We start from the raw sequence: 25,828 nt of genomic DNA on the forward strand, positions 1-25,828 counted from the left end.
TGCGTCTGAAGTTGTCTTTGGCTCCATGCTATCACCCTTTGAAGGGGAGGGTGACAAAACTACTTGCCATTGTAATAGTTTGGGTTCTTTCTATCGAAGCCGTTTCTGCCCAAACTCAAAATTCAGATAACGCCTACAAAAAACCTTTAATAGAGGTACTTAAAGCCATTGAAACCCGCTATAACGTAAAGATTAAATATGCTGAACCACAGGTAAAAGATAAGTGGGTAAATTATGCCACATGGCGTTTTCGGGCAAATGTTGACGAAACCTTAGCCAACGTGCTTACGCCGCTGGACATGAAAGTTAACAAAGAGAAACCAGGGGTTTACAAACTTAAAGAATACGAATATTACCGTTGGGAGGTACAAGATGGTTGGGCTTATTTGGATAGCTTGGCTTCAAAATATACAGATAAAGCGAGCTGGGAAAAACGGAAAGCCTTAATAAAACCTCAGCTTTTTGAAGCCTTGCAACTATCGCCTTTACCAGCTAAACCAGATGCGAAGCCCATTATAACCGCTAAAAGAATTTTCGACGGCTATTCGGTAGAAAACATAGCGCTGGAGATTTTACCCGGCGTTTGGATTAACGGATCACTTTATAAACCATTAAATATCAAAGGCAAAACACCACTTATCTTAAGTCCTGATGGACATTGGGAAAAACAGCGCTACCGTGCTGATTGTCAGATTCGTTGTGCCATGCTGGCCAGAATGGGCGCAATGGCTTTCAGTTACGACCTTTTTGCCTGGGGCGAATCGATGTTGCAGTTTAAGTATGAAGATCACCGAAAAAGCCTGGCGCAAACCGTGCAAACATTGGGTGGAATCCGTATTTTGGATTATTTCACCAAATTAAAGGAAACCGATACCAACAGGGTAGCCATTAGTGGTGGTTCGGGAGCTGGCAGTCACTCGATTTTAATGACTGCCATGGATAACCGTATTAAGCTCAGCGCACCGGTGGTGGCCATGTCATCATACTTTTATGGTGGTTGCCCTTGCGAAAGCGGTATGCCCATTCACCAATGCGCTGGCGGAACCGATAATGTAGAACTGGCTGCAATGGCTGCACCAAGACCACAATTACTCGTATCGGATGGCAGCGACTGGACTGCGCATACGCCTGAACACGATTTTCCATACCTGCAAAAAATGTATGGCTATTATGGCGTAAAAGATAAAGTTGAAAATGTGCATTTACCCGACGAAAAGCATGATTTCGGACCAAATAAGCGCATTGCCCTTTACGACTTTCTGATTAAATATTTCAAGCTTAACGGTAATGCGGTAAAAGACAAATCCGGAAAATACGACGAAAGCAAAGTAACCATCGAAAAAGAAAATGCCTTGTATGTTTTTGGCGATAAGGGAGAAAAATTACCCAAAAACGCTGTTATGGGTTTTGAGAACCTGCAAAAAATGTTTCCACAAAGCCTGAATTAAATTATGGAACACCAGAACAGAAGAACTTTTATTCACCATCTCGCATTAATTAGCGGTGGCTTAATGCTGCCCAATATTTTGCAGGCGGCTCCCCTAAAAAGCAGATACAAAGTAGCTGTAATTGATTTGATGATACTCAAACGTCAGAAATTAAGCGCATTAGACCTGACCAGTGAAATTGGAGCCGATGGATTGGAAATCGATATGGGCGGGCTGGGCGACCGGGAAACCTTCGACAATAAACTGGCAGATCCGGGCATCCGCCAGCAATACATAGAAAAAGCAAAAGCGCTTAACCTCGAATTTTGTGCATTGGCCATGACCGGTTTTTATGCACAGTCTTTTGCCAAACGTCCTACCTACCAAAAAATGGTGCAGGATTGTTTAGATACCGCTAAAGCCATGCACATTAAGATAGTCTTTTTACCATTGGGCATACAGGGCGATCTGGTTAAAAATCCTGAATTGAGGGTACCCATTGTTGAACGTTTAAAAATAGCAGGTAAAATGGCTCGAAAGGCAGGTGTAGTGATTGGTATCGAAACCGCACTGGATGCCAAAGGCGAATTACAGTTGCTGAAGGAAATCAACTGTAAAAACATCAGAAGCTATTTCAATTTTTCTAATGCGATCAAAAATGGCCGCGATTTACACGAGGAGCTAAGAATATTGGGACGCAAAAACATCATACAAATTCATGCCACCAACGAAGATGGGGTTTGGCTCGAAAACGACCCCAAAATTGACCTCAAAAAGGTAAAACAAACTTTAGATGAAATGGGCTGGATCGGTTGGCTCGTTATTGAACGCAGTCGTGATGCCAAACAGCCTACTAATGTGAAATACAACTTTACCGCCAACACCAAATACCTGAAGTCCATTTTCCAAGCCGGATAACCATTTTGTTATGAGAATTTACCTAACCATTTTGTTGATTTTAAATTTAATGTGCTCGCAATTAAATGCGGCTGATATTTATGTCTCTAAAATCGGTTCAGATCGCAATAGTGGTACAAAGGAAAAACCATTAGCTTCCTTACATTTTGCCATCCGGAAGGCGAGGGAGTTGCGGCGCTTAAACGATAATTCGATTAAAGGCGGGATTAATATCATCATTGAAAATGGTTATTACACTTTAGACGAAACCATTGTCCTTCGACCGGAAGATTCAGGCACAAAAGATAATCCGACACAGATTATGGCTACTCCCGGCGCAAGCGTTATTTTTAGTGGCGGTATAAAAATTAAGGGCTGGAAGAAATTAACCACATCCCTTGCAGGTTTACCTAAAAAGGCCACAGGTAAAGTTTGGATGGCTGATGCCCCTATGTTTGCCGATAATACTTTGCAGTTCAGGCAGCTCTGGGTAAATGGCAATAAGGCTGTTCGGGCTAAAGATGCCAATGGCGATGTCATGAACAGGATTTTATCCTGGGATGCACAATCTCAAACCTGCAAAATCCCCTTAAACAAAAACATCAACCTGAGTAAGGCAAAAGGTATCGAAATGGTGATACATCAATGGTGGGCCATTGCCAATTTGCGGGTAAAATCGGTAAAAAATCAAAACAATGCTGCTGAGCTTTCCTTTTTACAGCCCGAAAGCCGCATACAATCTGAGCATCCCTGGCCAGCGCCATGGATTTCTGACAAAACCGGAAACTCTGCTTACTATCTTACCAATGCCATTCAGTTTTTAGATGAACCAGGCGAATGGTTCGAAGACCTACAGCAGCATAAAGTATATTACTGGCCCACATCCGCGCAAAATATGCTTCAGGCAGATGTGGTTGCGCCGGCTTTAGAAAGCCTGGTAAAGGCGGCCGGAACAGTTGATCATCCGGTGTCGTACATTTCGTTTAAGGACATATCTTTTCAGCATGCATCATGGTTATTGCCATCCAAGCAAGGCCACGTACCGCATCAGGCAGGCATGTACATGCTCGATGCCTATAAGTTAGACCAACCGGGAACTGCCGATAAACCGACATTAGAGAATCAGGCCTGGGTTGGCCGGCCAGCTTCGGCTATCGAAATCAGCTACGCCAATCACATCGATTTTGAAGGTTGCAGATTCGAACACCATGCTTCAACCGGTATAGATTACCAAAAAGGAACGACTAACAACCAGATTAAAGGCAACTTGTTTAAAGATATTGGCGGATCGGGTATACTCATTGGTACTTTTTCGGATGAAGCTACTGAGGTACATTTGCCTTACCAACCTTCAGATGAGCGCGAAATTTCGGCTAACAACCTGATCGAAAACAATCTGATTACCGATGTAACCAACGAAGACTGGGGTGCGGTTGGTATTGGTGCGGGTTACGTGCGTGCGCTGAAAATCATCCATAACGAAATCAGCGATGTTTCTTACTCCGGAATTAGCATGGGTTGGGGCTGGACAAAAACCAAAAACGCAATGAAGGATAACACCATCAGCGGCAATAAAATCCATCATTACGGCAAACACATGTACGATGTGGCCGGCATTTACACTTTATCAGCCCAGCCGAACTCTTTTATTACCGAAAATGTGATCGATAGCATTTACACAGCCAGGTATGCACACCTTCCCGACCACTGGTTTTACCTGTACACAGATGAGGGATCTTCGTTCCTTACCATTAAAGATAACTGGACACCAAGCGAAAAATACCTGCAAAATGCCAACGGACCCGATAATTCATGGGAGAATAACGGGCCGGAGGTTCCCCAAAAAATCAAGCAAAATGCAGGACTAACACCTCCATACCAGTACCTGCTTAAAGATAAATCACCTATTTCTGCCACCCGAAAAATAAATAACGCAATAGATAAGCCCGTTGTTTTTGAGCTGATTTTTAAAGCTGGAGCCGTACCCAACGATAAAACCCTGACAGCATTTGCCCGCGAAAATAACCTTTTAAGATCATCCATTTACAGCTGGGAAAACCGTTTGGTGGTTTACACTTCAAACTTAAAAACAGAAAGTTTACAGCAAACTTTAAAAAGGCTCAATGCCACTGAGATTAAGTTGTACGAGAATATGTTTTACGATTTCGACCGGAAACAGCAATGTGGAACAGCACCGGTAAAAGAATGGGACAATATTATTCTATCGGCCAATCTGATTAATGACGAAAAGCTGCAAAAAGAATACCTCGATTACCACAAAACACAATTCGAGAAATGGCCCGAAATATCAAAAGGTTTTTGCAATGCCGATTTTCAACGCCTGGTTATCTTTAAAAAAGACCGTCAGCTGATGTTGATTATCAGCATACCCAAAGGTGCAGATTTAAATAAACTGAACCCTAAAACAACCGAAAACAACCCTAAAGTTGATGAATGGAATGCATTAATGAAAAAATACCAGGAAGGAATAGCAGGCACCAAACCCGGCGAGGTTTGGGTTTTCTTTAAACCTATAGACTGATCCGTCCCCCTTTGGAGGGGGCAGGGGGAGGAAATAAATAATACTTATTAAAATATGTTAAGATTAGGAATATTAGGATTAGGCGAGGGTAGAAGCACCATTTCTGCCTCACTGGCAAGCACCAAATTTAAACTGATTCAAATTTGTGATGCCAATAAAAAACTGTGCGAAGAACGCGCACTGGAGTTCGATTTTCAGAACTGGACCACCAATTACGACGACATGCTGAAAAGCGACAAAATTGATATGATTGCGATTTACACCCCCGATCATTTGCATTTTGAGCACATTAAGCTGGCTTTGGAGCACGATAAACATGTGGTTTGCACCAAGCCTTTTATCGACGACCTTTCGCAGGCAAACGAACTCTTGGCACTCAGTAAAAAAACGAAAAAGAAAATTTTTGTAGGCCAGAGCTCACGTTTTTTCGAACCAGCCATGCGGCAGCGAAAAGATTTTGACAAAGGTTTAATCGGCGAGTTAATCACCATCGAAAGTCATTACCATGCCGATCACCGCTGGTTTTTAGAAAAAGGCTGGTCCTTAAAACAATCGTTTAAATGGTTGTATGGTGGTTTAAGTCACCCTGTAGATTTTATTCGCTGGTACATGCCCGATATTGAAGAGGTAATGGGTTATGGTATGCTGAGCAGCAATGGCCAAAAAGCAGGCTTAAAAAACCAGGACACCATGCACTTCATTTTCAAGGCCAAAGACGGCAGAATTGCGCGTGTTAGTGGTGCCTATACCGGACCAACCCAGCCGGCAAGCCGCGATAGCGGCATGAGCTGTATCTTACGTGGAACAGAAGGCGCAAGTCAGGCCGATTACCACGAACTGCGTTATTCGGTTACTACCAAAACCGGTGAAGAGAAAATCATTACCTGGGGCGATGCCACTTTAAAGCATTATTTCCGTTTCGAAGGGCAAAGTCACCATGCCGGCGAGTACCAGAATTACCTGGATTATTTTGCCGATAGCATTAACAACAAGTTTACTGCTTATCCCGATTTAAAAGAGGGAATAGGTACCATAGCCCTTTTACAGGCCATGGATAGATCGCTGGAAACAGGATTACCCGTAAAAATTGATGAAATATTAACCAGTTATAACATTACGAGAGAATCGATAGGACTATAGAAATTCGTCATTGCGAGGAGGAACGACGAAGCAATCTTACTACTTAGGCTATGTAAGATAACCGCATTAAGATTGCTTCGTGCCTCGCAATGACGACAAATTAAAGGGCATGTATCGCGGGCGGATAAAGAAGTAATTCCGTGGCAAACAAATAAAAAAACAAACTAACCAAATGCACAACATTGTAGAACGTTTAACCAGTTTAGATTACATCATCGTAATGGCCTACCTCATCATCCTCATGGTGATTGGGTACCACGCCAGTTTTTCGAAGAAAAAAAGCGAAGATGAAACCTTATTTTTAGCCAATAAATCGTTAGGCTGGGCAAGTATAGGTTTCAACATGTGGGGTACAAATGTAGGTCCATCCATGTTGCTGGCCTTTGCCAGTATAGGCTACACCACAGGTATTGTGGCCGTCAATTTTGACTGGTATGCCTTCATCTTCTTATTTCTGCTTGCTATCGTTTTCGCACCAAAATACCTGGCTGCGCGGGTAAGCACCATGCCCGAGTTTATGGGGAACCGTTACGGCGATTCGACCCAAAATATACTGGCCTGGTATGCCCTGGTTAAGATTTTAATCTCCTGGCTATCATTAGGCCTGTTTGCAGGCGGTTTTTTGGTACGGCAGATTTTAGGCATCCCCATGTGGCAATCGGTTACTGTTTTGGTTGCTTTTGCCGGACTGTTTACCTTTTTTGGAGGCTTAAAAGCCATTGCCAAGGTTAACGTTTTCCAGATGATTTTACTCATTGCTGTATCTCTTTCACTTACCCTTTTAGGCCTGGACAAGGTTGGAGGCATCTCGGCTTTGTACAGTAAAACTCCCGGCCATTTCTGGAATCTGATACAACCTGCAAGCGATCCAAAATATCCCTGGTATGCCATACTTTTAGGTTATCCGGTAGCTGCCGTAGCTTTTTTCTGTACCGATCAATCCATGGTGCAGTCGGTTCTGGGCGCTAAAAACCTTAAGCAAGGACAATTAGGTGTAAGCTTTATCGGCTGGTTAAAAATCCTTTCACTGCCTTTATTCATCGTAACCGGCATATTGTGTTATGTACTTTTTCCTAACCTGAAAGATCCTAACGAAGCCTACATGACCATGGTAACCAATCTTTTCCCTCCGGGCATGAATGGTTTAGTGATTGTGGTACTGATTGCGGTTTTGGTTGGTACCATCGGCTCTTCATTAAACTCTTTGAGTACCGTTTTCACCATGGATGTGTATGTAAAGAAAATTAACCCACAGGCCACTAATAAGCAGATTATCAATATAGGCCGCTTAACGGTGGTTGCAGGCTGTATTTTCGCTGTAATCGTAGTGCTGGCCATCGATAACATCAAGGGATTAAACCTCTTCGATGTATTCCAATCCGTACTGGGTTTCATAGCACCTCCACTTTCGGTGGTTTTTCTGTTGACTGTATTCTGGAAACGCACTACCCGTAAGGCTGTAAATTTTACGCTATCAATCGGTTCAATACTGAGTCTGAGCACCGGAATTGTTTATTTATGGGTTTTACCACCCAGCGAATACACTTTCTGGCCGCATTACCTGATGTTGTCTTTCCTGATTTTTGCAGGCTTATTGGTTATCGCCATATTGATTTCACTTTTAGATAGAACACCCAGCGTTTATACGGCTAACGAAGCACACGAAGCCAATATCGAAAAACCCGACCGAATGGTTTGGATTTCGTGGATTGCCCTGGCCGTTGTAATGCTTGCACTATATATTTTCTTTAACGGGCACTAGAAATCTAACTAGCATAGATCTCTCCATTTCGCTGCGCTTCAGTCGAGATGACGAACCAAAATAAAAAATATGAAAAACCTAAAAAAAATACTCTTCATTACCTTGCTCCAGGCAATGGTAATGCCGGCTTTTGCGCAAAAAGCATCGTGGATCTGGTATCCAGGCGATTTTGATATTTACATGAGCAATGTGATGCAGAACCGGCGAACAGAACGTGGTTCGTTTTTTCCTGTATTCTGGAAAATGGATAGCCATTATGTGCTGGTCGATTTCCATAAAGAATTTACACTTAGCCAACCCGAGGAGGTTAAACTCTTTGTAGAAGGCACTTATAACGTTAAAATAGACGGACAGGCCATTACCGGTTTCCCTAAATCCATCCAGATTCCTGCCGGGAAGCATAAACTTAGCCTGAAAGTATATAGTCAGGCTACAGTACCCGCCATTTTTGTGCAGGGTAAAACTGTTGTATCAGATGAAAGCTGGTTAGCCACTTTCGAAGATAAAGAATGGATTGATGCGAGCGGGAAAACTTCCGATAAATCGGGTACTACCTTTGTTTCGGCGGGTTCATGGAGCTTAACCGACCCTAAAAGCTTACCATCTGCGTTTAAATTACCTGTTGTTGCACAAGCTTCCGTAAAAACGGATAAAGCCGGAGCCGGTTATGTAGCCGATTTTGGCAAAGAAACCTTTGGCTTTATAAAAATACACGGTTTAAAAGGTAAAGGCAAACTCAGTATCTATTATGGCGAATCGAAAGAAGAAGCTTTATCAACCGATAAATGCGAAACGCTCGATTACCTGGATATTGATCTGGCCAGTAAAAAAGATTCGGTAATGCCGCTCTCCAAAGCCTTCCGCTATGTTAACTTTCAGCCCGGTAGCGGTGTTTCTGCAGATTCTATTTCTATGCTTTATGAGTATGCGCCGGTTAGCGAAAGAGGAAGTTTTAAATCCTCAGATGCGGAGCTGAACAAGATTTACGATGTTGCCAAATATACCTTCCACCTCAATACCCGCGAGTTTTTTATCGACGGGATTAAACGCGACAGATGGGTGTGGAGCGGCGATGCCTACCAGAGTTACCTGATGAACTATTACTCGTTTTTTGATGCACCAACGGTAAAAAGAACCCTTTTGGCCCAACGTGGCAAAGATCCGGTTACAGCACATATCAATACCATTATGGATTACTCTTTCTATTGGTTTTTGGGCATTTACGATTACTATAAATTTACTGGCGACAAAAAATTTGTGCAGGACATTTATCCCAGGATGCAATCCTTAATGACCTACATCGATGGGCGGAAAAACAAAAATGGCTTATTGGAATGGATGCCGGGCGACTGGATTTTCATTGATTGGGCCGATAAGTTGAGTAAAGATGGCGAAGTAAGTTTCGAACAACTGCTTTATGCCAGTAGCTTAGAAACCATGGCAATATGCGCGAAACTCGCCAACGATACCGAAAGTGCAGCCAGATATGAAGAACAGGCCAAAGTACTGAAAGCCAAAATATTTGATTTGTACTGGAACCAGAACAAACACGCTTTGGTACACAGCAGGGTGGCAGGTAAACCGACGGAAAATGTGACCCGTTACGCCAATATGTTCGGCATCTTTTTCGATTATTTTACGCCTGAACAAAAGCTGGCGGTAAAAGAACATGTTTTGCTGAACGACAGCATCAATAAAATTACCACGCCATACATGCGTTTTTACGAGCTGGAAGCACTTTGTGCAATGGGCGAACAATCATACGTATTAAAAGAGATGAAAAACTATTGGGGTGGCATGCTTAAACTGGGTGCTACTTCTTTCTGGGAAGAATACGATCCCAACAAGAAAGGAACCGAGCATTTGGCCATGTATGGCCGGCCTTTCGGAAAAAGCCTTTGTCATGCCTGGGGTGCAAGCCCGATTTATTTACTGGGCAAATATTATCTAGGCGTTAGTCCTGATTCACCAGGTTACAAAACCTACACCATCGAGCCCAACTTAGGCGGTTTGGCTTGGATGGAAGGCAAAGTACCTACTGCAAATGGCGATATCGCGGTTTACATGAACAAAAAGGAAATCAGGGTAAATGCTGCTGTTGGTACCGGAAAGTTAAGGGTTAAAAGCAAGTCTAAACCTGTGGCAAGTGGAGCAGAAATTAAATCAATAGGAAATAACTTGTACGAAATCACAATAGAAAAGGGTAGAAACTATAGCGTTCGCTACAATTACTAGTGTGCATTTAAAATTACCGGGAACCATCAATTGATGTTGATCGTTCCCGGTTAATATCAGCTTAACTATCCCGTCTGCTTTCTACAGTGTACACAAAACTATCGGCATGGTAATAGCCTAAATTATATTCAATTGGCCGTTCTCCCTGATCAAAAACATAACGTTTTCTAAAAAGCAGGGGACTCCCAACCTCAACATCCAGTTTAGAGGCCATAAATTTATCAGCAGCTTTGGCGCTAATTTCCTCTTTCGATAAATTCGCAATTATCGAATGGTCTCTTTCCAGGATTTCATACAAAGGGCGTTTAAAATCTTCATCACCCGTTAGGCCAATCCTGGGGTGAAAGTAAGAGATGAAATAAACAAAAGGGCCTTCCTCTTTTCCCCTTAAACGCTCCAGTTTAAGAACCTTTTTATCCGTACCAATATCAAAGAAATGGGCCAGTTTCTCATCTGCATATACCCAGCTGATGTGAAGTTCGAAATTTTTAATCGGAATGCCTCTTGCCTGCATTTCTTGCGAAAAACTTAACCAGTTACTCGCTTTCGAACTAACCGAAACCTCAGCAACCTTAGTACCGATACCTTTTTTACGGATCAGCAAGCCTTCATAAACCAATTTGTTTAAGGCCTGGCGCAGCGTTGTTCTCGATATGGCCAGCTGCTTAGCCATATCCACTTCATTAGGCAGAAATTTAGTGGCATATTCAGGATCTTTAATCAGATTCCGCAATAATTCTTCTGCCTGAATGTGCAAAGGCACAGGGCTTTTATGATCGATTGAAAATTTCATTTTTTATGCAGCAATGCTTTAAGTACTACAATTATGCTTATGCTGTTGAAACAAAGATAGAAAAAGCATGTACAAACAACAACACATGTATGCATCCTTATTTCCATTTAAAGTAACTGATGGTAGTTAAAAGGTTATTATTCAATCTGGATAAAAGAAATTGAATAAAACATTAGGATAAATGTACATACATATATACATTTGTTCTTTAATAAGATAGTAGCCCGTTTATGGAAGTAAAAAATAATCCTCAGGAAACACGCACCACTGAACAATGGAGACAAAGTGGAGAAAAGATTTTACCAGAAAATATCAATCATTTCAATCAGCCTGCAGATGGTTATAACCTGTACCCGGTACATGCTTTGGGTGAGGGAAAAATATTTGATGGTTATGCTGCATTGGCCTCGTGGATTATTGAAAAAAGAACAGTAATTATAGATGGTTATGTTGGTGTTTTCTGGCGCGAAACAGAACTGGCTTTACAACAAATCTTTACCAATAAGAATCTAAAAGTTAACTGGCTGCGTACAACAAGCCAAATGAAAAGTGCAGATGTGGTACAAGAATCGGTAAATCCTTTTCTGGGCGAAGCTAAAAGTGTTTGGGGTAAAAAAACTACGCTTAAGCTTGCAGATTTTTTCGAACCCGGATTCACCCAAAGCCAACCCGATACTGCTTGTGAAATAAATATTGTAATTGGAATGGGTGCCTCATTAGTGAATTGGGATGCACCAATCATTTACCTCGATATCCCTAAAAATGAAATCCAGTACCGCATGCGTGCGGGCTCGGTAACTAACCTGGGAGCTACTACTACTGCGAGTGCTTTCGAAATGTATAAGCGCTTTTATTTTGTAGATTGGGAAGTGCTGAATAAACACAAAGCGGAAATTTTAAACCGCATTAGTATCGTTGCAGATGCCCAGCACAAATCATCGGTAAAGTGGATCGCGGCAAATGAACTGAAGAAAGGCTTAAAACACATCAGCCAGTCGGTATTTCGGGTTAGGCCATGGTTCGAAGCAGGCGCATGGGGCGGTCACTGGTTGCAGGAAAACATTAAAGGTTTAAATAAAGATGAAGTAAATTATGCCTGGTCTTTCGAAATGATTGTTCCCGAAAACGGCATAGTATTCGAAAGTAACGGGAACCTGTTAGAAGTTGCTTTTGATTTTCTGATGTTTAGCGAAAATCAGGCTGTATTGGGTAAACATGCTTCGGTTTTTGGCACCGAATTTCCGATCAGGTTTGATTTTCTCGATACGATGAGTGGTGGAAATCTTTCCATCCAATGTCACCCTTCATTGAAATACATCCGCGAAGAATTTGGCGAAAACATTACGCAGGATGAAACTTATTATATTCTTGAATGTAAGGAGGATGCGAAAGTTTACCTGGGTTTTCAGGAAGATATCAATCCAATCGAATTTAATCAGGCTTTAGTTAAAAGTCAGCAGCTAAGACAAGAAATAAACATTGAAGATTTTGTGCAGGTACACGATGCGCAGAAACATGATCTTTTTTTAATTCCAAACCGTACGGTGCACAGTGCCGGTGCCAACAACATGGTACTCGAAATCAGTGCAACACCTTATATTTTTACCTTTAAAATGTACGATTGGGTTCGTTTAGGTCTGGATGGTCAGCCCCGGCCAATTAACATTGAACATGCTTTTAAAAACCTTGACTTTAACAGAAAAGGGAAGGTGGTAACCAACGAGCTGATTTCGAAACCATCGGTAATTGAAAAAGGAGAGGATTGGGAGTTGATCCATCTGCCAACACACCGCGAACATTTTTATGATATTCACCGCATGGAGTTTGACACTGAAATCACGGTAAAAACCAATAATGCCTGCCATATTTTGATGCTGGTGGAAGGTACAACCATCAAATTAAAAAATACAGATGGCCAGCTTAGTGAATTCCATTATGCCGAAACTTTTGTTGTTCCGGCTGCAGCCGAAAGTTATACGCTGATTAATACGGGGAGTGGAAAGGCTAAAGTAATTAAAGCATTTGTAAAAGATGATCTGACTGCTGTAACTTTATAAAACAGCGGTCAGATTTGATGTGGATTTGTAATCCATTGTCAAACGAATTAAATTTTAACCAAAATAGAAATTATGAGTGAGCAAAAAAGAAGCCGTGTTTTTTTAATAACGCTGGTAGCATCGCTGGGCGGCTTTTTATTCGGCTTCGATATGGCCGTTATATCAGGAGTTTTACCGCTGGTACAAAAGCAGTTTGCATTAAGTGCCTCTCAGGAAGGATGGTTTGTATCTTCGGCCTTGTTGGGCTGCATCATCGGGGTAGCTCTTTCGGGCGAACTGAGCGACAGGTTTGGAAGGAAAAAACCGCTTATTTTAACCGCTATCCTTTTTGTTGCATCGGCCCTGGGTTGTGCATTACTTCCCAATCTGCCGGGCGTTATCGCATTCCGACTGTTAGGCGGTATTGGCATCGGCATTGCCTCCAATGTAGTGCCATTATACATTTCTGAAATCGCACCTGCACACATTAGAGGCCGTTTAGTTACCTACTATCAGTTTGCAGTTACACTGGGTATCCTGGTGGCTTACCTCAGTAATGCGGCTTTATTAAGCGGTGCTTCGACGGCTCTCACTGATACTTCTGCCTGGAGCAAGCTTTTCAATCAGGAAGCTTGGCGGGGTATGTTGGGGATGGGTGTGCTGCCTGCTGTTTTATTTTTATTTGGATTATTGCTCATTCCGGAGAGTCCACGCTGGCTGATACAAAAAGGCCATATCGCCGCAGGCACCTTAATTATCAGTAAAATTAACCGACAAGCGCCTTCAGAAATTGATCCCAATCAGTTTGCAACTGAAAACAACGGCACTAAAAATTCATATAAAGAATTATTTGCACCAACAATGCGTAAAGCCTTGTTAATCGGCATCTTATTGCCCTTATTTTCGCAGTTTAGCGGCATTAATGCCATTATATATTACGGACCAAGAATACTCGGTAATGCGGGCATTTCGTTAAGTAATTCGCTTATCAGCCAGGTTATTTTTGGTCTGGCCAACGTACTTTTTACCCTGTTCGCCATCTGGAAAGTGGATAGCTGGGGCAGAAGGCCACTTTATTTATACGGAACTGCCGGAGCTGCGATTTCACTGATCTTAACCGGTATATGCTTTTATTTTAACGCAACTTCAAGCATTTGGCTTTTGGTATGCGTTTTGGCTTTCCTTGCCTTTTTTGCCTGCTCAATTGGCCCCTTAAAATTCGTGGTTGCGGCTGAGATATTTCCCGGAGCCATCCGCGGAAGGGCATTGGCCATCAGCATTATGGTTATGTGGGTAGCCGATACCATCGTAGGGCAAATTACACCAATCTTGCTAAACGAACTGGGTAGCGCGGGTACTTTCTGGTTTTTTGCCTTCTTCTGTATCGTAGCCTTTATTGCAGTTTATAAATTGCTTCCAGAAACCAAAGGTAAATCGCTTGAAGAGATAGAAAATGACTGGAAAGAGGAAGCCGATAAGCCTGTTTTTTTTCACTAAAAAGAACTCCACCTATGAATTTAAAGCACAAACTTGCCGTTTTACTGCTGCTTAATTTATTTTACAAACCGATTAAAGCACAGTCAGACCACGATTTGCTGGCTTATGCCGATCCACGCATTGGTACAGCGCACAGCCGCTGGTTTTATTTTACACCCGGGGCAGTTCCCTTTGGGATGGCTAAAGCCGCACCATCAACCAACGGCTCTTATGGCAATAAAAGTGGCTGGGAAGCTGTAGGATACGACCAAAGGCATACTTCTATCGAAGGTTTTGCCAATTTTCACGAATTTCAGATTGGCGGGGTTGTTTTTGCACCATCCACCGGAAAACGGCAAACCCTGGCAGGAGCTTTGGAACATCCCGAAACCGGTTACCGTTCTGCTTTCGATCATAAAGACGAAACTGCCACACCCGGCTATTATTCGGTGTTGTTGAAAGATTATGGCATTAAAGCCGAATTAACGGCTACTAAAAGGGTGGCTTTTCATCGCTATACTTTTCCAAAATCAACCGAAGCACACATCCTTTTCGATATCGGCCACCAGCAGGGAGAGAGCGGAGAGGTAAGTGATGCAAGGGTTTACCTCACCAGTGATGGCAGAATTGAAGGTTATGTAATTACGAGGCCGGTATATGTACAAAAATATCAGCCCGGTGCCGACGTAAAAATGTACTTCTCTGCTGTCGCCAGTAAAAAGCCTTTAAAATTTGGCACATTTAACGGTGGCGAAATTACCACAGGAAACAAAAGTACCAGTGGCAAAGGAGCTGGCTTATATCTTACTTTTGCTACAAAAGAGCAGGAAAGCATTACCTTAAAAGCCGGGCTTTCGTATACATCAATCGCAAACGCTAGGCTAAACCTGGCTAAAGAAGCTTCAAACCTTTCTTTTGATCAGGCTAAGGCACAGGCCTTAAATACATGGGCCAGCTACCTGGGAAGAATCAGGGTAACTTCGGCAAATAAAGCAGATCTGACGAAGTTTTATACCGGATTATACCATGCCTTATCGGGACGTGGTTTGGCCAGCGATGTAAATGGGGCTTATCCTAAAAATGATGGAGGGATTGGTCAGATTCCGCTGGATAAGAACAATGTTCCGCTACATAACCATTACAATACCGATGCAATTTGGGGCGCTTTCTGGAATTTAACCCAGCTGTGGGCTGTAGCTTATCCTGAGTATTATTCAGATTGGGTTAAAAGTCAGTTGCTGGTGTATAAAGATTCGGGCTGGCTATCTGACGGGATTGCCAATAGCCGCTATGTATCAGGCGTGGGTACCAACTTCGTGAGCTTAGCGATGGCAGCAGCATACAACTCAGGAATCCGCGATTTTGATATCAAAACTGCTTATCAGGCTGCGCTCAAAAATGAATTAACGTTTCAAAACCGGCCATTTGGTGCAGGAAAGCCCGATTTAGATCGGTTTTTGAAATATGGTTACGTTAATCATTTGGATAGCGGTAGTGGTGCCAGCGAACGCTGGCAGTTTTCGGCCTCGCATACCTTAGAGTATGCATTCAGCTGCTACGCAGTTGGCCAATGGGCAAAACTTTTAAATAAAACAGCCGATTACCAGAAGTTAACTACACTTTCCAATGCCTGGAAAACCATTTTAGATCCTGCAACCAAATTCATCAGACCAAAAGATGAGCATGGCCATTTTATATCCAACTTCAATCCTAAACAGGCCTGGAGAGGTTTTCAGGAAGGAAATGCATGGCAATATACTTTTTACGTTCCCCAAAACCCGGATGCTTTGATTGCAGCCATTGGTAAAGCTGATTTTAACAGCAGACTGGATAGCATTTTCACCGTATCTGAAAAAAATAAATTTGGAGGTGGCACAACATTAGATGCTTTTTCGGGACTTGAAGGGCTTTACAACCACGGTAATCAACCCAACCTGCACACTTCATGGCTCTTTAATTTTTCAGGCAAACCATCGCTTACGCAAAAATGGGTAAGAAAAATTATGGATGAATTTTATGGCACCGAAGGTATTCACGGTTACGGATACGGGCAAGATGAAGACCAGGGGCAGCTTGGTGCCTGGTATGTAATGGCTTCGATGGGTATTTTTGATGTAAAGGGCTTTACCGATGCCTCGCCAGAAACAGGCCTCTCCGCGCCAGTTTTCAATACGATCAGAATCAAAGGCAATAAGAAATATTTCAGCGGTAAAGATTTCGAAATTATAACCCTTAATAATAATAGCGAAAACCGGTATGTACAGTCTTTTACACTGAATGGCAATGCTTTAAAAGCTCCATTTATGAAACTTAAAGATATCCAAAATGGCGGGAAGTTAGTAGTAAAGCTGGGTAAAGAACCAAAAGATACGTATTGATCTTTTACTCCGGGATCGTCATTTCGAGGGAGAATTCATTAGCATCAATTTAATTTCAATTAGTAATCGTTTTAAGATTCCCGCCTGCGCGGGAATGACGATCCCTCAAAAAAAAGGGATAGCAAACACCTGGTTTACTATCCCTTTTTCAGCTTTTAATTAGAAACTACTTCTTTTTCTCCAGTGCTGTTATTGCGGTCCACAATACGCCGGCTTCGCCCCTAAAACTTGATGAACCTTTTGGTTTATTGTCGGGTGTATACCATTCGTAAAATCCATTATTGCTGATTACACGGGCCAGCATCGGGTCTAGTGCTTCCTTGGCTTCTGCCAATAAATTATACCTGATTAGCTGGGTAACCATTCTGCCTCCAAACCAGGTCCAATCGCCACCATTTTGGTAAGAATATGGCCCCATTACTTTATTTTGAAAGGTACCGGCCGGGTAAACAGGGTAGAGTGTAAGGCCGATGGTTGCAGCATTGGCGTCTTTTACGTTTTTCTGCATTTTTTCATAAGCTTCCTTTACCTGTTTTTTGCTTAGCAAACCCGCTTCAATGGCAACCGCTGTACCACCGTGATAGTAAACTTTCGATTCATCGAACGAAGCCGGAAAAGGGGAGCCATTTAAATAAAGATGCGGGATATATTTCTGGGCTTTATCATCCCATAAATACTTGTTGATATTCTGGCGAACGCTTTTGTAAATGCCTTTCCATTTGGTAATCTCTGCAGGATTTAAATCGCCAACCGCAATAAAATCGTTTATCGCAATTAAAAACATGGCATTATCGTAAATATCAATCGCCCTATGGGTATTCTCGTCAATTACCACGCCCCAGCCTTGCTCGGGTTGTACATCGCCCCAATCGGCAGTAGTGGCACCCCAAATCAAGCCATATTTCTCGTTAAACCTTTCTTTCAACAGAAAATCCATAGCCCTTTCCATTTGCTTTTTAACCGGTAAGCCGGCTACCTGCTCATTTAAAATGGATTTATCGCCTGTAATATTGATATACTTTGCAATAGCCTGAATCAAGGAGGTTTCCTGATCGGTTTCTACCGTATTTTTATGTCCAAGATATCCCGGTACAAGGTCTGATTTATAAAAAGTACCTTCCGAGCCAGCCTGTTTTGACGGGATATAGCCATCCAGAATAGATCCGTCAGCCTGCTGAAACTGGAAAAATGTAATCAGGTGTTTCCTAATCTGCGATTTATCGTTAACCTTACAGCTCAATTCGATAAAGGTATTCAAATCCCTGATCCATACTTCACCATAACCATCGCCTGCGGTAAAACCTTTTTTAATCAATGCTTCGGCCATGGTTTTAACCTGATTCATTACAGCCGGTGTTACATTTTTTTGTGCTTTTGGCGCAATAGCTTCGGTTTGAGCCAACGATGTACCGGGTACGGCTAATGCAACCAGCATGGCTAATGCTATATTTTTATTCATAGGGTTGTAGTTTATATTGTTTATGCTGCTCCATACTGAAGCCGCTATTTGTTAGTTAATCTATATGTACAAACATATATACATTTAATTAAATATCAAACATTTTAACAATATAATTACGCCTGAGTTTGCATTGGATTTAAACCCAACGCAAACGCCTAAACCCCAATTCTTTGTTCTATTTTTTTAACGCATTTATTGGCTTCGGCCAAAATCACATCGCTTTCGATAGCCTGATCGGCATTTAGAGCATTCAGCATCGAAATGGTTAGACAGGCAATAATCCCTTTATTATTGGCAATACCAATGGGCACAGAAATATCAGTTACGCCCGAAACAGCATCACTGTTTTTGAAATAAGAGCCTGTTTGTTGAATATCAGCTAAAGAACTTAAGAAATCTTCCTGCTGTGGTTTGGCATATTTTTTAAAAATGGTATTGTTTTTCAGCACGGTATTCCTTTCTGCTTCCGGCATATAAGCGAGTAACACTTTACCCGATGCAGTTAATGGCAAAGGAAACAAATTCCCTTCTTCGATGGAAAGCGCAATTGGCCCCGGGCTTTTGGCGTGGATAATTACCATTACCTGGTTCATGTACAGAATACTCAGGTGACACGATTGCCGTATCGAATTGGCCAGTTCTTCTAAAGGAAACTGTGCGGCTTTCCTTAGCTCATCAATAGGTGAGTGGCGGTGCGACAGGTAAAAAAGTTTAAGCGATAACCGGTATTTCCCCGAAACCTCATCGCGCAGAATATAACCGCGGCTTTCCAAACTCATTAACATCCGGTAAATCTCATTGGGTGTTTTTTCTATACCAATGGCTATTTCGGTTTGTGATAGTGGGATGGATTGAGACGACAGGTACTCTAAAATATCAAGTCCTTTATCTAAAGCTGGCGCCTGATACTTCGATTCATTTTCTTTCATACAGGTTTAATTTGGTTGTATCGTATTTTTTACAGTTTCAAACATACAAAATGCTTTCATATTTCTCGTTCAGAACGAAATTATATAATTATTACAACAATATATGTTTTCATATTTAAAAAAAAGATTTATATTTGAATTACATGTAAAATTTAAAGTTAAGCAAATTCTACAGCTTATTTAATACGGGCCGGGAATTTATTTCTAACTAAATTGAACACGATAACCAACTATAAACCTAAATCAAAGCATCGAGAGCAATACCATAGGGCTAATGAACAAACTTGTAATCTTTTCTTTTCTTTACCTTTTCACTTTTTCGCTGTTTGCCCAGAAGATTAAGGTGTCGCGCCTAAGCTGCGAATACCGCTCAAATCCTCTTGGAATCGACCTTGCTCAGCCACATTTAAGCTGGCAGTTGGTGTCTCCGCGTCATAATGTGCTGCAAAAGGGATATCAGATTTTAGTGGCCACAAACCTGAGCACTTTAAAGCAAAACAAAGGCGATGTTTGGGATTCTAAAAAAACCATTACCAATCAATCTATCCAGATAAAATATAAGGGTCAAAAATTATTACCGGCAACAAAATACTACTGGAAAATTAAAGTATGGGATAATTTGGGGAATGAGTCTGCCTGGAGCGAACCGGCTTTTTTCGGGATGGGCTTGTTAAACATTTCTGACTGGAAAGGTGCTAAATGGATTGCCTACGAAAAACTGGCCGATTCTAACGTTAATGCGTTACCTACAGATGGTAAAAAGGATAAGTTTAATGGCAATAATATTCTGCCCATGTTTCGCAAAGGTTTTACCGTTAGCAAAACCATTAAAAAGGCAACGGCATTTATTTCGGGCTTAGGCCATTTCGAAATGACTTTGAACGGCAAAAAGGTAGGAAATGATTTTTTAGCTCCCGGCTGGACAAAATACGACCGCGAAGCCTTATATGTAACCTACGATATTACTCAGCACCTTAAAAAAGGTTCGAATGCGGTTGGGGTAATGTTAGGCAATGGTTTTTACTACATTCCACCGGTAAAAGAAAGGTACCGGAAACTAAAAGTTGCCTACGGCTTCCCAAAAATGATTTGTCGTTTGTTTATTGAGTATAGCGATGGAACTTCAGCAAATGTAATCAGCAACCAAAGCTGGAAAACGGCACCTTCGCCAGTTACTTTTTCGAGCATTTACGGAGGCGAAGATTACAATGCCACTTTAGAGCAAAAAGACTGGAACCTGCCGCTTTTTAACGATAGCAAATGGAAAGCTGCCATGCTAGCTGACGGGCCAAAGCTAAATGCACAAAAAGAAGAACCTTTAAAAATTTTCGATCATTTTCAGGCACAGCAGATTACCCAAACTGCTAATGGCGAATGGGTTTATGATCTCGGACAAAATGCTTCGGGCATTATTGAACTTAAAGTAAGTGGCAAAAAAGGCGATACCATCCGCATTACACCTGCAGAACTTTTAAAAGAAGATGGCACTGCTACCCAGAAAAACATGGGCGGCCCCTCATATTTCACCTATATTTTAAAAGGTAGTGGCGTAGAAACCTGGCGACCGAGATTTTTTTATAGCGGTTTCAGGTACCTACAGGTTAAAGGGGGCGTACCAGTGGGAAAAGAAAATCCATCCAGGAAAGCTGTGATTCACGATTTAAAAGGCCTTCATATACGCAATGCTGCCGAAACAGTTGGTAAATTTTCATCTTCCAGCGAATTATTCAACAAAACCTTTAACCTGATTAACTGGGGAATAAAAAGCAATATTGTAAGCGTATTTACCGATTGTCCGCACCGCGAAAAACTGGGCTGGCTGGAACAGCTGCATTTAATGGGCAGCTCGGTAAATTACAATTATGCCGCGGCACCTTTGTTTGAAAAAGCAGCGGTGGATATGCAAAACTCACAGCTGGCCAATGGTCTGGTGCCCGAAATCGCACCCGAATATGTTAAATTCGAATGGGGTGGCGATATGTTCCGCGATTCGCCTGAGTGGGGAAGCAGCAGTATTCTGGTCCCCTGGGATTTGTACAAATGGTACGGCGATAAACAAACTTTGGTTGATCATTACCCAACCATGCAGCGTTACATTCAATACTTAGGTACAAAAGCCGATAAACACATCCTTTCGCAAGGTTTGGGCGACTGGTATGACCTCGGACCAAAACCTCCGGGCGTTTCGCAGCTCACCCCAATGGGGATTACGGCTACTGCCATTTATCATTACGATTTAAAAGTACTCGAAAAAATAGCGACTTTATTGGGTAAAAAAGCCGATGCACTGGCTTATGCCAATCGTGCGGTATTGGTACGTGAAGCATTTAACAACAAATTCTTTAATACGCAAACCAAGCAATATGGCTCTGGCAGTCAAACAGCAAATGCCATGGCCGTTTATATGGGGCTGGTTGAAGAAAAAGATAAGCAGGCAGTAATCGATAACCTAATCAAAGACATCAAAAACAACAACAATAGCTTAACCGCAGGCGACATTGGTTACCGCTATGTGTTGCGGGTTTTAGAAGATGCTGGCCACTCGGATGTGATTTTCGATATGAACAGTCGTATTGATGTTCCGGGGTATGGCATGCAACTGACCAAAGGCGCTACTGCCTTAACCGAAAGCTGGGCGGCATTACCCAGTGTTTCAAATAATCATTTCATGCTAGGGCATTTGATGGAATGGTTCTACAGCGGGGTTGGCGGGATCCGCCAGGATGAAAATTCGGTAGCCTTTAACCGGATTAAAATCTATCCGGAAGTGGCCGGCGATTTAACTTCCGCCCATACGGCCTACCAGTCTGTTTATGGGAACATTTCAACCGACTGGAAAAAAACGGCTGATGGTTTTGAGATAGCAGTAAACATTCCGGTAAATACCACTGCTGTGGTTTATATTCCGGTTTCTCCTCAGCAAAGTCTTTCAGAAGCCAGTAATTCAGCCTTCCAAAACATGGGTATAGCTAATGGCAGAATGCAGGTGGCTATCGGTTCAGGTTATTATAAATTTAAGGTGAAATAACATGAGAACGATTTGGATATATCTAATTGGCATGTTAACGGCGGCTACAGCGGGGGCCCAGGAAGCTAAAAATCCAGTTTCCGCTGCAGAGATGAAAAAGATTTACCAGGAAGTTAAAACCCCTTTCAAATACGGGTTGGTAATGGTTCCGAACGACAAAGACCATAAAATGGATTGCCCAACCATATTTAGAAAAGGTAAATACTGGTACATGACTTACCTGATTTTTAGCGGCAGAGGTTACGAAACCTCGATGGCCAAAAGCAGCGATTTATTGCACTGGGAAAAGCAGGGTAAGTTAATGTCGTTTGCCGATTCAGGTAAATGGGACGATAACCAAAAAGCCGGGTACAACGCACTTTTAGATATCAAATGGGGTGGAAGTTACCAGGCTAAAAGCTTTAATGGCAAATACTGGATGTCGTACTTCGGTGGTAAAGAACGCGGATACGAGGTAGAACCTCTATCAATCGGTATGGCATACACCGATAAACATCCTTCAGTAGTGCAGGAATGGCAACGATTGGATAAACCAGTATTGAGCTCGCTCGACAGCGATGTACGCTGGTGGGAAAACCGGCATAAACTATTTAAAAGTACGGTGATTGCCGATCAGAAAAAGTTAACCGGCCATCCTTTTGTAATGTACTACAATGCTGTTGGCGATTCGCTGGCGAATAACAAAAAAACACGCTGGTACGAACGTATCGGTATGGCGGTATCAGATGATATGATCCATTGGCAACGCTTTATGAAAGATCCGGTGGTTCACCACCCGGTTGGCATTACCGGCGATGCCGTGATCCAGCAAATAGGCGATAATTACGTAATGTTTTACTTCGGTGCTTTCTGGCAGGACAGAAAAGGTTCTTTTAACCGCTTTGCGGCATCTAAAGACCTGATAAACTGGACCGACTGGACGGGGGCAACCTGATCGAATCGTCAGAAAAGTACGATGAGCTTTATGCACACAAATCATTTGTGATCAAATATAAGGGTGTGGTGTACCACTTTTATTGCGCGGTGAATAAACAAGACCAGCGTGGCATTGCTGTGGCTACTTCGAAAGATTTAGGAAAAAGTAAAGTGAATTTTGTTCAATAATTAAGAAATGAGAATACGGGGTAGCCATAAGATTTTATTTTTTTTAATTGCATGTTTAGCGATATCATATCATTGCGCCGCGACCATTATTCCTACTGGTTGGTGTCTCACCAACCAGTATAGCCAAACTTCGGTCGGTGAGACACCAACCGATAGGATTACGGAAACCAGAAGTAGAACCAGTTTTAACAAAGACTGGAAATTTTACTTAGGCGATGAACCGAAGGCAAAATCGGTTACTTATAGCGATTTGAAATGGAGGAAATTAACACTGCCTCACGATTGGAGCATTGAAGGCAAGTTCGACAAGAAAAACCCTGCAAAACCAGAGGGTGGAGGCTTACCAACCGGTATTGGCTGGTATAGAAAAGAATTTACTGCGCCAGCCAACTTCAAAAACAAATTGATCAGTATTGAATTTGATGGCGTTTACAAAAACAGCGAAGTTTGGGTAAACGGCCACCATCTGGGCAAGCGTCCTTATGGTTACAGCTCATTTTCTTACGAGATCAGCCAGTTTTTAAAACCCGGTAAGAACATCATAGCAGTAAAGGTCGACAATTCTGCACAACCCGATTCACGCTGGTATTCAGGATCGGGTATTTACAGAAATGTGTGGCTAAGCTCAACAGCAAAGGTGGCTGTTGCCAAATGGGGAACATTTGTAACTACCGATACTAAAGGCAAGGTGAGTGTGCAAACCCAAATCAAGAACAAAACCCTCAGACTGCAGCTAGTAGCTTTGGTGCACACCATTTACGATGCCAATGGCAAATTGATTTCAAAAACACAACCACAAAATATCAAAATAGATACGGCAGGGTTAATCGTCAACAGCGAAAGCCTGCTTAAAAACCCGGTGCTTTGGTCGTTGGCTAAGCCTTTTCAATATAAACTGGTTACGCAAATTGTCCAAAACAACAAACCCATCGATACTTACGAAACTAAATTCGGATTCCGAACTTTCCATTTCGATGCCGAAAAGGGCTTTTCGTTAAACGGAGTACCTACCAAAATATTGGGTGTTTGCCTGCATCACGATTTAGGTGCTTTAGGTGCTGCTGTTAATGTACGCGCCATGGAACGTCAGCTTGAAATCATGAAAGCGATGGGCGTAAATGCTATCCGTACAGCTCACAATCCGCCTGCACCCGAATTTTTAGACCTATGCGATAAAATGGGTTTTCTGGTTATGGATGAAGCTTTTGACATGTGGGCGAAGAAGAAAAACAAAAACGATTATCACCTCAATTTCGCCGAATGGCACAAGCGCGATCTGGAAGATATGATCCTCCGCGACCGTAATCATCCGTCCATTATCCTTTGGAGCATTGGTAACGAGATCCGCGAACAGTTCGATAGTACTGGTGTAGCCATCACAAAAGAACTGGTTTCAATCGTTAAAAACCTTGATCAAAGCCGACCAGTAATTTCGGCCCTGACCGAAACCGACGCGAAGAAAAACTTTATTTATCAGGCCAATGCCCTGGATATTTACGGCTTAAACTATAACCACAAACTGTATAAAGACTGGCCTAAAAATTATCCGGGTGTTAAATTTCTGGCTACCGAAACCACTTCTGCATTAGAAACCAGAGGTTTTTACGATACTGCCGATACTATTCGCCGCTGGCCGAGAGACGGAAAAACGAAATTCACCGAAGGGAATGCAGCATGGTCGGCATCTGCCTACGACAATGTTTCGGCCTATTGGGGCTCTACGCACGAAGAAACCTGGAAAGCAGCAAAAAAATACGACCATGTTTCGGGACTGTTCGTTTGGTCAGGTTTTGATTACCTTGGCGAGCCGCTACCTTATCCATGGCCGGCACGTAGCTCGTATTTCGGGATTGTAGATTTAGCAGGTTTCCCAAAGGACTCTTATTATCTGTACCAAAGTGAATGGACCGATAAGCCTGTACTGCATCTCCTTCCTCACTGGAACTGGGAGCCGGGTAAACTGGTTGAGATTTGGGCTTATTACAACCAGGCCGATGAGGTAGAACTCTATTTGAATGGAAAATCATTAGGCAAAAAATCAAAACAGAACGATGATCTTCATGTACAATGGAACGTAAAATTCGAAGCAGGTACAGTCAAAGCGGTATCGCGTAAAAATGGAAAAGAGGTTCTGGTTCGTGAAATAAAAACTGCTGGCGATCCTGCCAAAATTGAATTGATAGCAGACCGGAAACAGATCAAAGCCGATGGTAAGGATTTGTCTTTTATTACCGTACGTATTTTAGATGCAGCCGGAAATGTAGTGCCTAATGCCGATAACCTTGTTGATTTTAAAGTAGCAGGTGCAGGTTTTATCGCCGGTGTAGACAATGGCTTTCAGGCAAGTATGGAGCCTTTTAAAGCCAGTTACCGCAAAGCTTTTCATGGTTTGTGCCTGGCTATTTTACAAGCTACAGAAAAAGCAGGAACAATTAAGTTAACAGCAACATCAGCAGGTTTGTCCTCGTCATCAATAGTGATTAATACGGGTAAATGATGAGATAAATGCAGTTCGAAGCAGTAATGGGAGAGTTACCGGAGGGATGAAAGCTTGAAAGTTTTCATCTCGACTGTAGTGCAGCGAAATGGAGAGATCTATAATCAGATTTCTCGACTCCA

At 42.3% G+C, this 25,828-nt stretch carries 16 protein-coding genes; 13 read left to right on the plus strand and 3 right to left on the minus strand.

What is annotated here, in order from left to right; genetic code table 11:
- Positions 1–50 precede the first annotated feature (50 nt).
- The 6 genes from G7074_RS23180 to G7074_RS23205 all read left to right on the plus strand — a co-directional run bounded on the left by G7074_RS23180 (position 51) and on the right by G7074_RS23205 (position 10,003).
- The gene (locus G7074_RS23180; protein ID WP_124561509.1) at positions 51–1,448 is read left to right on the plus strand and encodes a DUF4974 domain-containing protein; all 1,398 of its coding nucleotides are present in this window, start codon (positions 51–53) and stop codon (positions 1,446–1,448) included.
- Between the two features lie 3 nt (positions 1,449–1,451).
- A complete protein-coding gene (locus G7074_RS23185; RefSeq protein ID WP_166211610.1) occupies positions 1,452–2,345 on the plus strand; it encodes a sugar phosphate isomerase/epimerase in 894 nt (297 codons plus the stop codon).
- Between the two features lie 10 nt (positions 2,346–2,355).
- A complete protein-coding gene (locus G7074_RS23190; RefSeq protein WP_166211613.1) occupies positions 2,356–4,866 on the plus strand; it encodes a right-handed parallel beta-helix repeat-containing protein in 2,511 nt (836 codons plus the stop codon).
- 54 nt (positions 4,867–4,920) lie between these two features.
- The gene (locus G7074_RS23195; protein WP_124561407.1) at positions 4,921–6,006 is read left to right on the plus strand and encodes a Gfo/Idh/MocA family protein; all 1,086 of its coding nucleotides are present in this window, start codon (positions 4,921–4,923) and stop codon (positions 6,004–6,006) included.
- A gap of 172 nt (positions 6,007–6,178) precedes the next feature.
- Entirely contained in the window at positions 6,179–7,768 is a 1,590-nt protein-coding gene (locus G7074_RS23200) for a sodium/solute symporter (RefSeq protein WP_166211616.1), read from the plus strand.
- 69 nt (positions 7,769–7,837) lie between these two features.
- Positions 7,838–10,003 carry an alpha-L-rhamnosidase C-terminal domain-containing protein gene (locus G7074_RS23205; protein ID WP_166211619.1) on the plus strand — a complete coding sequence of 722 codons (2,166 nt, stop codon included), beginning with the start codon at positions 7,838–7,840 and terminating at the stop codon, positions 10,001–10,003.
- Positions 10,004–10,064: 61 nt separating this feature from the next.
- On the opposite strand, the gene G7074_RS23210 is transcribed toward G7074_RS23205, so the two are convergent.
- A complete protein-coding gene (locus tag G7074_RS23210; protein ID WP_124561410.1) occupies positions 10,065–10,796 on the minus strand; it encodes a GntR family transcriptional regulator in 732 nt (243 codons plus the stop codon).
- 230 nt (positions 10,797–11,026) lie between these two features.
- Here G7074_RS23210 and G7074_RS23215 point away from each other — a divergent pair, with 230 nt between their 5' ends.
- From G7074_RS23215 to G7074_RS23225, 3 genes are all read left to right on the plus strand, one after another.
- Positions 11,027–12,853 carry a class I mannose-6-phosphate isomerase gene (locus tag G7074_RS23215; protein WP_124561411.1) on the plus strand — a complete coding sequence of 609 codons (1,827 nt, stop codon included), beginning with the start codon at positions 11,027–11,029 and terminating at the stop codon, positions 12,851–12,853.
- 72 nt (positions 12,854–12,925) lie between these two features.
- The gene (locus G7074_RS23220) at positions 12,926–14,329 is read left to right on the plus strand and encodes a sugar porter family MFS transporter (protein ID WP_124561412.1); all 1,404 of its coding nucleotides are present in this window, start codon (positions 12,926–12,928) and stop codon (positions 14,327–14,329) included.
- 14 nt (positions 14,330–14,343) lie between these two features.
- Positions 14,344–16,686 (plus strand): GH92 family glycosyl hydrolase, encoded by a 2,343-nt coding sequence (locus tag G7074_RS23225; protein ID WP_166211622.1) that lies wholly within the window; start codon positions 14,344–14,346, stop codon positions 16,684–16,686.
- 166 nt (positions 16,687–16,852) lie between these two features.
- Here the strand turns inward: G7074_RS23225 and G7074_RS23230 are convergent, their stop codons facing one another.
- A complete protein-coding gene (locus tag G7074_RS23230; protein ID WP_124561414.1) occupies positions 16,853–18,145 on the minus strand; it encodes a GH36-type glycosyl hydrolase domain-containing protein in 1,293 nt (430 codons plus the stop codon).
- A gap of 158 nt (positions 18,146–18,303) precedes the next feature.
- A complete protein-coding gene (locus tag G7074_RS23235; RefSeq protein WP_124561415.1) occupies positions 18,304–19,077 on the minus strand; it encodes an IclR family transcriptional regulator in 774 nt (257 codons plus the stop codon).
- Positions 19,078–19,351: 274 nt separating this feature from the next.
- Here G7074_RS23235 and G7074_RS23240 point away from each other — a divergent pair, with 274 nt between their 5' ends.
- Genes G7074_RS23240 through G7074_RS23250 form a run of 4 tightly spaced genes read left to right on the plus strand, consistent with a single transcriptional unit; the run spans position 19,352 to position 25,706 of the window.
- Positions 19,352–22,105 (plus strand): family 78 glycoside hydrolase catalytic domain, encoded by a 2,754-nt coding sequence (locus tag G7074_RS23240; protein ID WP_166211626.1) that lies wholly within the window; start codon positions 19,352–19,354, stop codon positions 22,103–22,105.
- A gap of 1 nt (position 22,106) precedes the next feature.
- Positions 22,107–23,039: a glycosylase gene (locus G7074_RS23245; RefSeq protein ID WP_240916390.1), complete on the plus strand. Its 933-nt coding sequence runs from the start codon at positions 22,107–22,109 to the stop codon at positions 23,037–23,039.
- Between the two features lie 47 nt (positions 23,040–23,086).
- The gene (locus G7074_RS27730) at positions 23,087–23,209 is read left to right on the plus strand and encodes a hypothetical protein (protein WP_255456754.1); all 123 of its coding nucleotides are present in this window, start codon (positions 23,087–23,089) and stop codon (positions 23,207–23,209) included.
- 7 nt (positions 23,210–23,216) lie between these two features.
- Positions 23,217–25,706, plus strand: coding sequence for a sugar-binding domain-containing protein (locus G7074_RS23250; protein WP_166211629.1), 2,490 nt, complete (start codon positions 23,217–23,219; stop codon positions 25,704–25,706).
- The last annotated feature ends 122 nt before the right edge of the window (positions 25,707–25,828 follow it).

Source organism: Pedobacter sp. HDW13 (assembly GCF_011303555.1).
Classification (GTDB): domain Bacteria; phylum Bacteroidota; class Bacteroidia; order Sphingobacteriales; family Sphingobacteriaceae; genus Pedobacter.

Excerpts from the sequence above, each read along its gene's own strand:
- G7074_RS23220 (WP_124561412.1), top strand. The coding sequence starts at position 12,926 with ATGAGTGAGCAAAAAAGAAGCCGTGTTTTTTTAATAACGCTGGTAGCA.
- G7074_RS23195 (WP_124561407.1), top strand. The coding sequence starts at position 4,921 with ATGTTAAGATTAGGAATATTAGGATTAGGCGAGGGTAGAAGCACCATT.
- G7074_RS23210 (WP_124561410.1), bottom strand. The coding sequence starts at position 10,796 with ATGAAATTTTCAATCGATCATAAAAGCCCTGTGCCTTTGCACATTCAG.
- G7074_RS23245 (WP_240916390.1), top strand. The coding sequence starts at position 22,107 with ATGAGAACGATTTGGATATATCTAATTGGCATGTTAACGGCGGCTACA.
- G7074_RS23250 (WP_166211629.1), top strand. The coding sequence starts at position 23,217 with ATGAGAATACGGGGTAGCCATAAGATTTTATTTTTTTTAATTGCATGT.
- G7074_RS23205 (WP_166211619.1), top strand. The coding sequence starts at position 7,838 with ATGAAAAACCTAAAAAAAATACTCTTCATTACCTTGCTCCAGGCAATG.
- G7074_RS23185 (WP_166211610.1), top strand. The coding sequence starts at position 1,452 with ATGGAACACCAGAACAGAAGAACTTTTATTCACCATCTCGCATTAATT.
- G7074_RS23235 (WP_124561415.1), bottom strand. The coding sequence starts at position 19,077 with ATGAAAGAAAATGAATCGAAGTATCAGGCGCCAGCTTTAGATAAAGGA.
- G7074_RS23240 (WP_166211626.1), top strand. The coding sequence starts at position 19,352 with ATGAACAAACTTGTAATCTTTTCTTTTCTTTACCTTTTCACTTTTTCG.
- G7074_RS23190 (WP_166211613.1), top strand. The coding sequence starts at position 2,356 with ATGAGAATTTACCTAACCATTTTGTTGATTTTAAATTTAATGTGCTCG.
- G7074_RS23200 (WP_166211616.1), top strand. The coding sequence starts at position 6,179 with ATGCACAACATTGTAGAACGTTTAACCAGTTTAGATTACATCATCGTA.
- G7074_RS23215 (WP_124561411.1), top strand. The coding sequence starts at position 11,027 with ATGGAAGTAAAAAATAATCCTCAGGAAACACGCACCACTGAACAATGG.
- G7074_RS23230 (WP_124561414.1), bottom strand. The coding sequence starts at position 18,145 with ATGAATAAAAATATAGCATTAGCCATGCTGGTTGCATTAGCCGTACCC.
- G7074_RS23225 (WP_166211622.1), top strand. The coding sequence starts at position 14,344 with ATGAATTTAAAGCACAAACTTGCCGTTTTACTGCTGCTTAATTTATTT.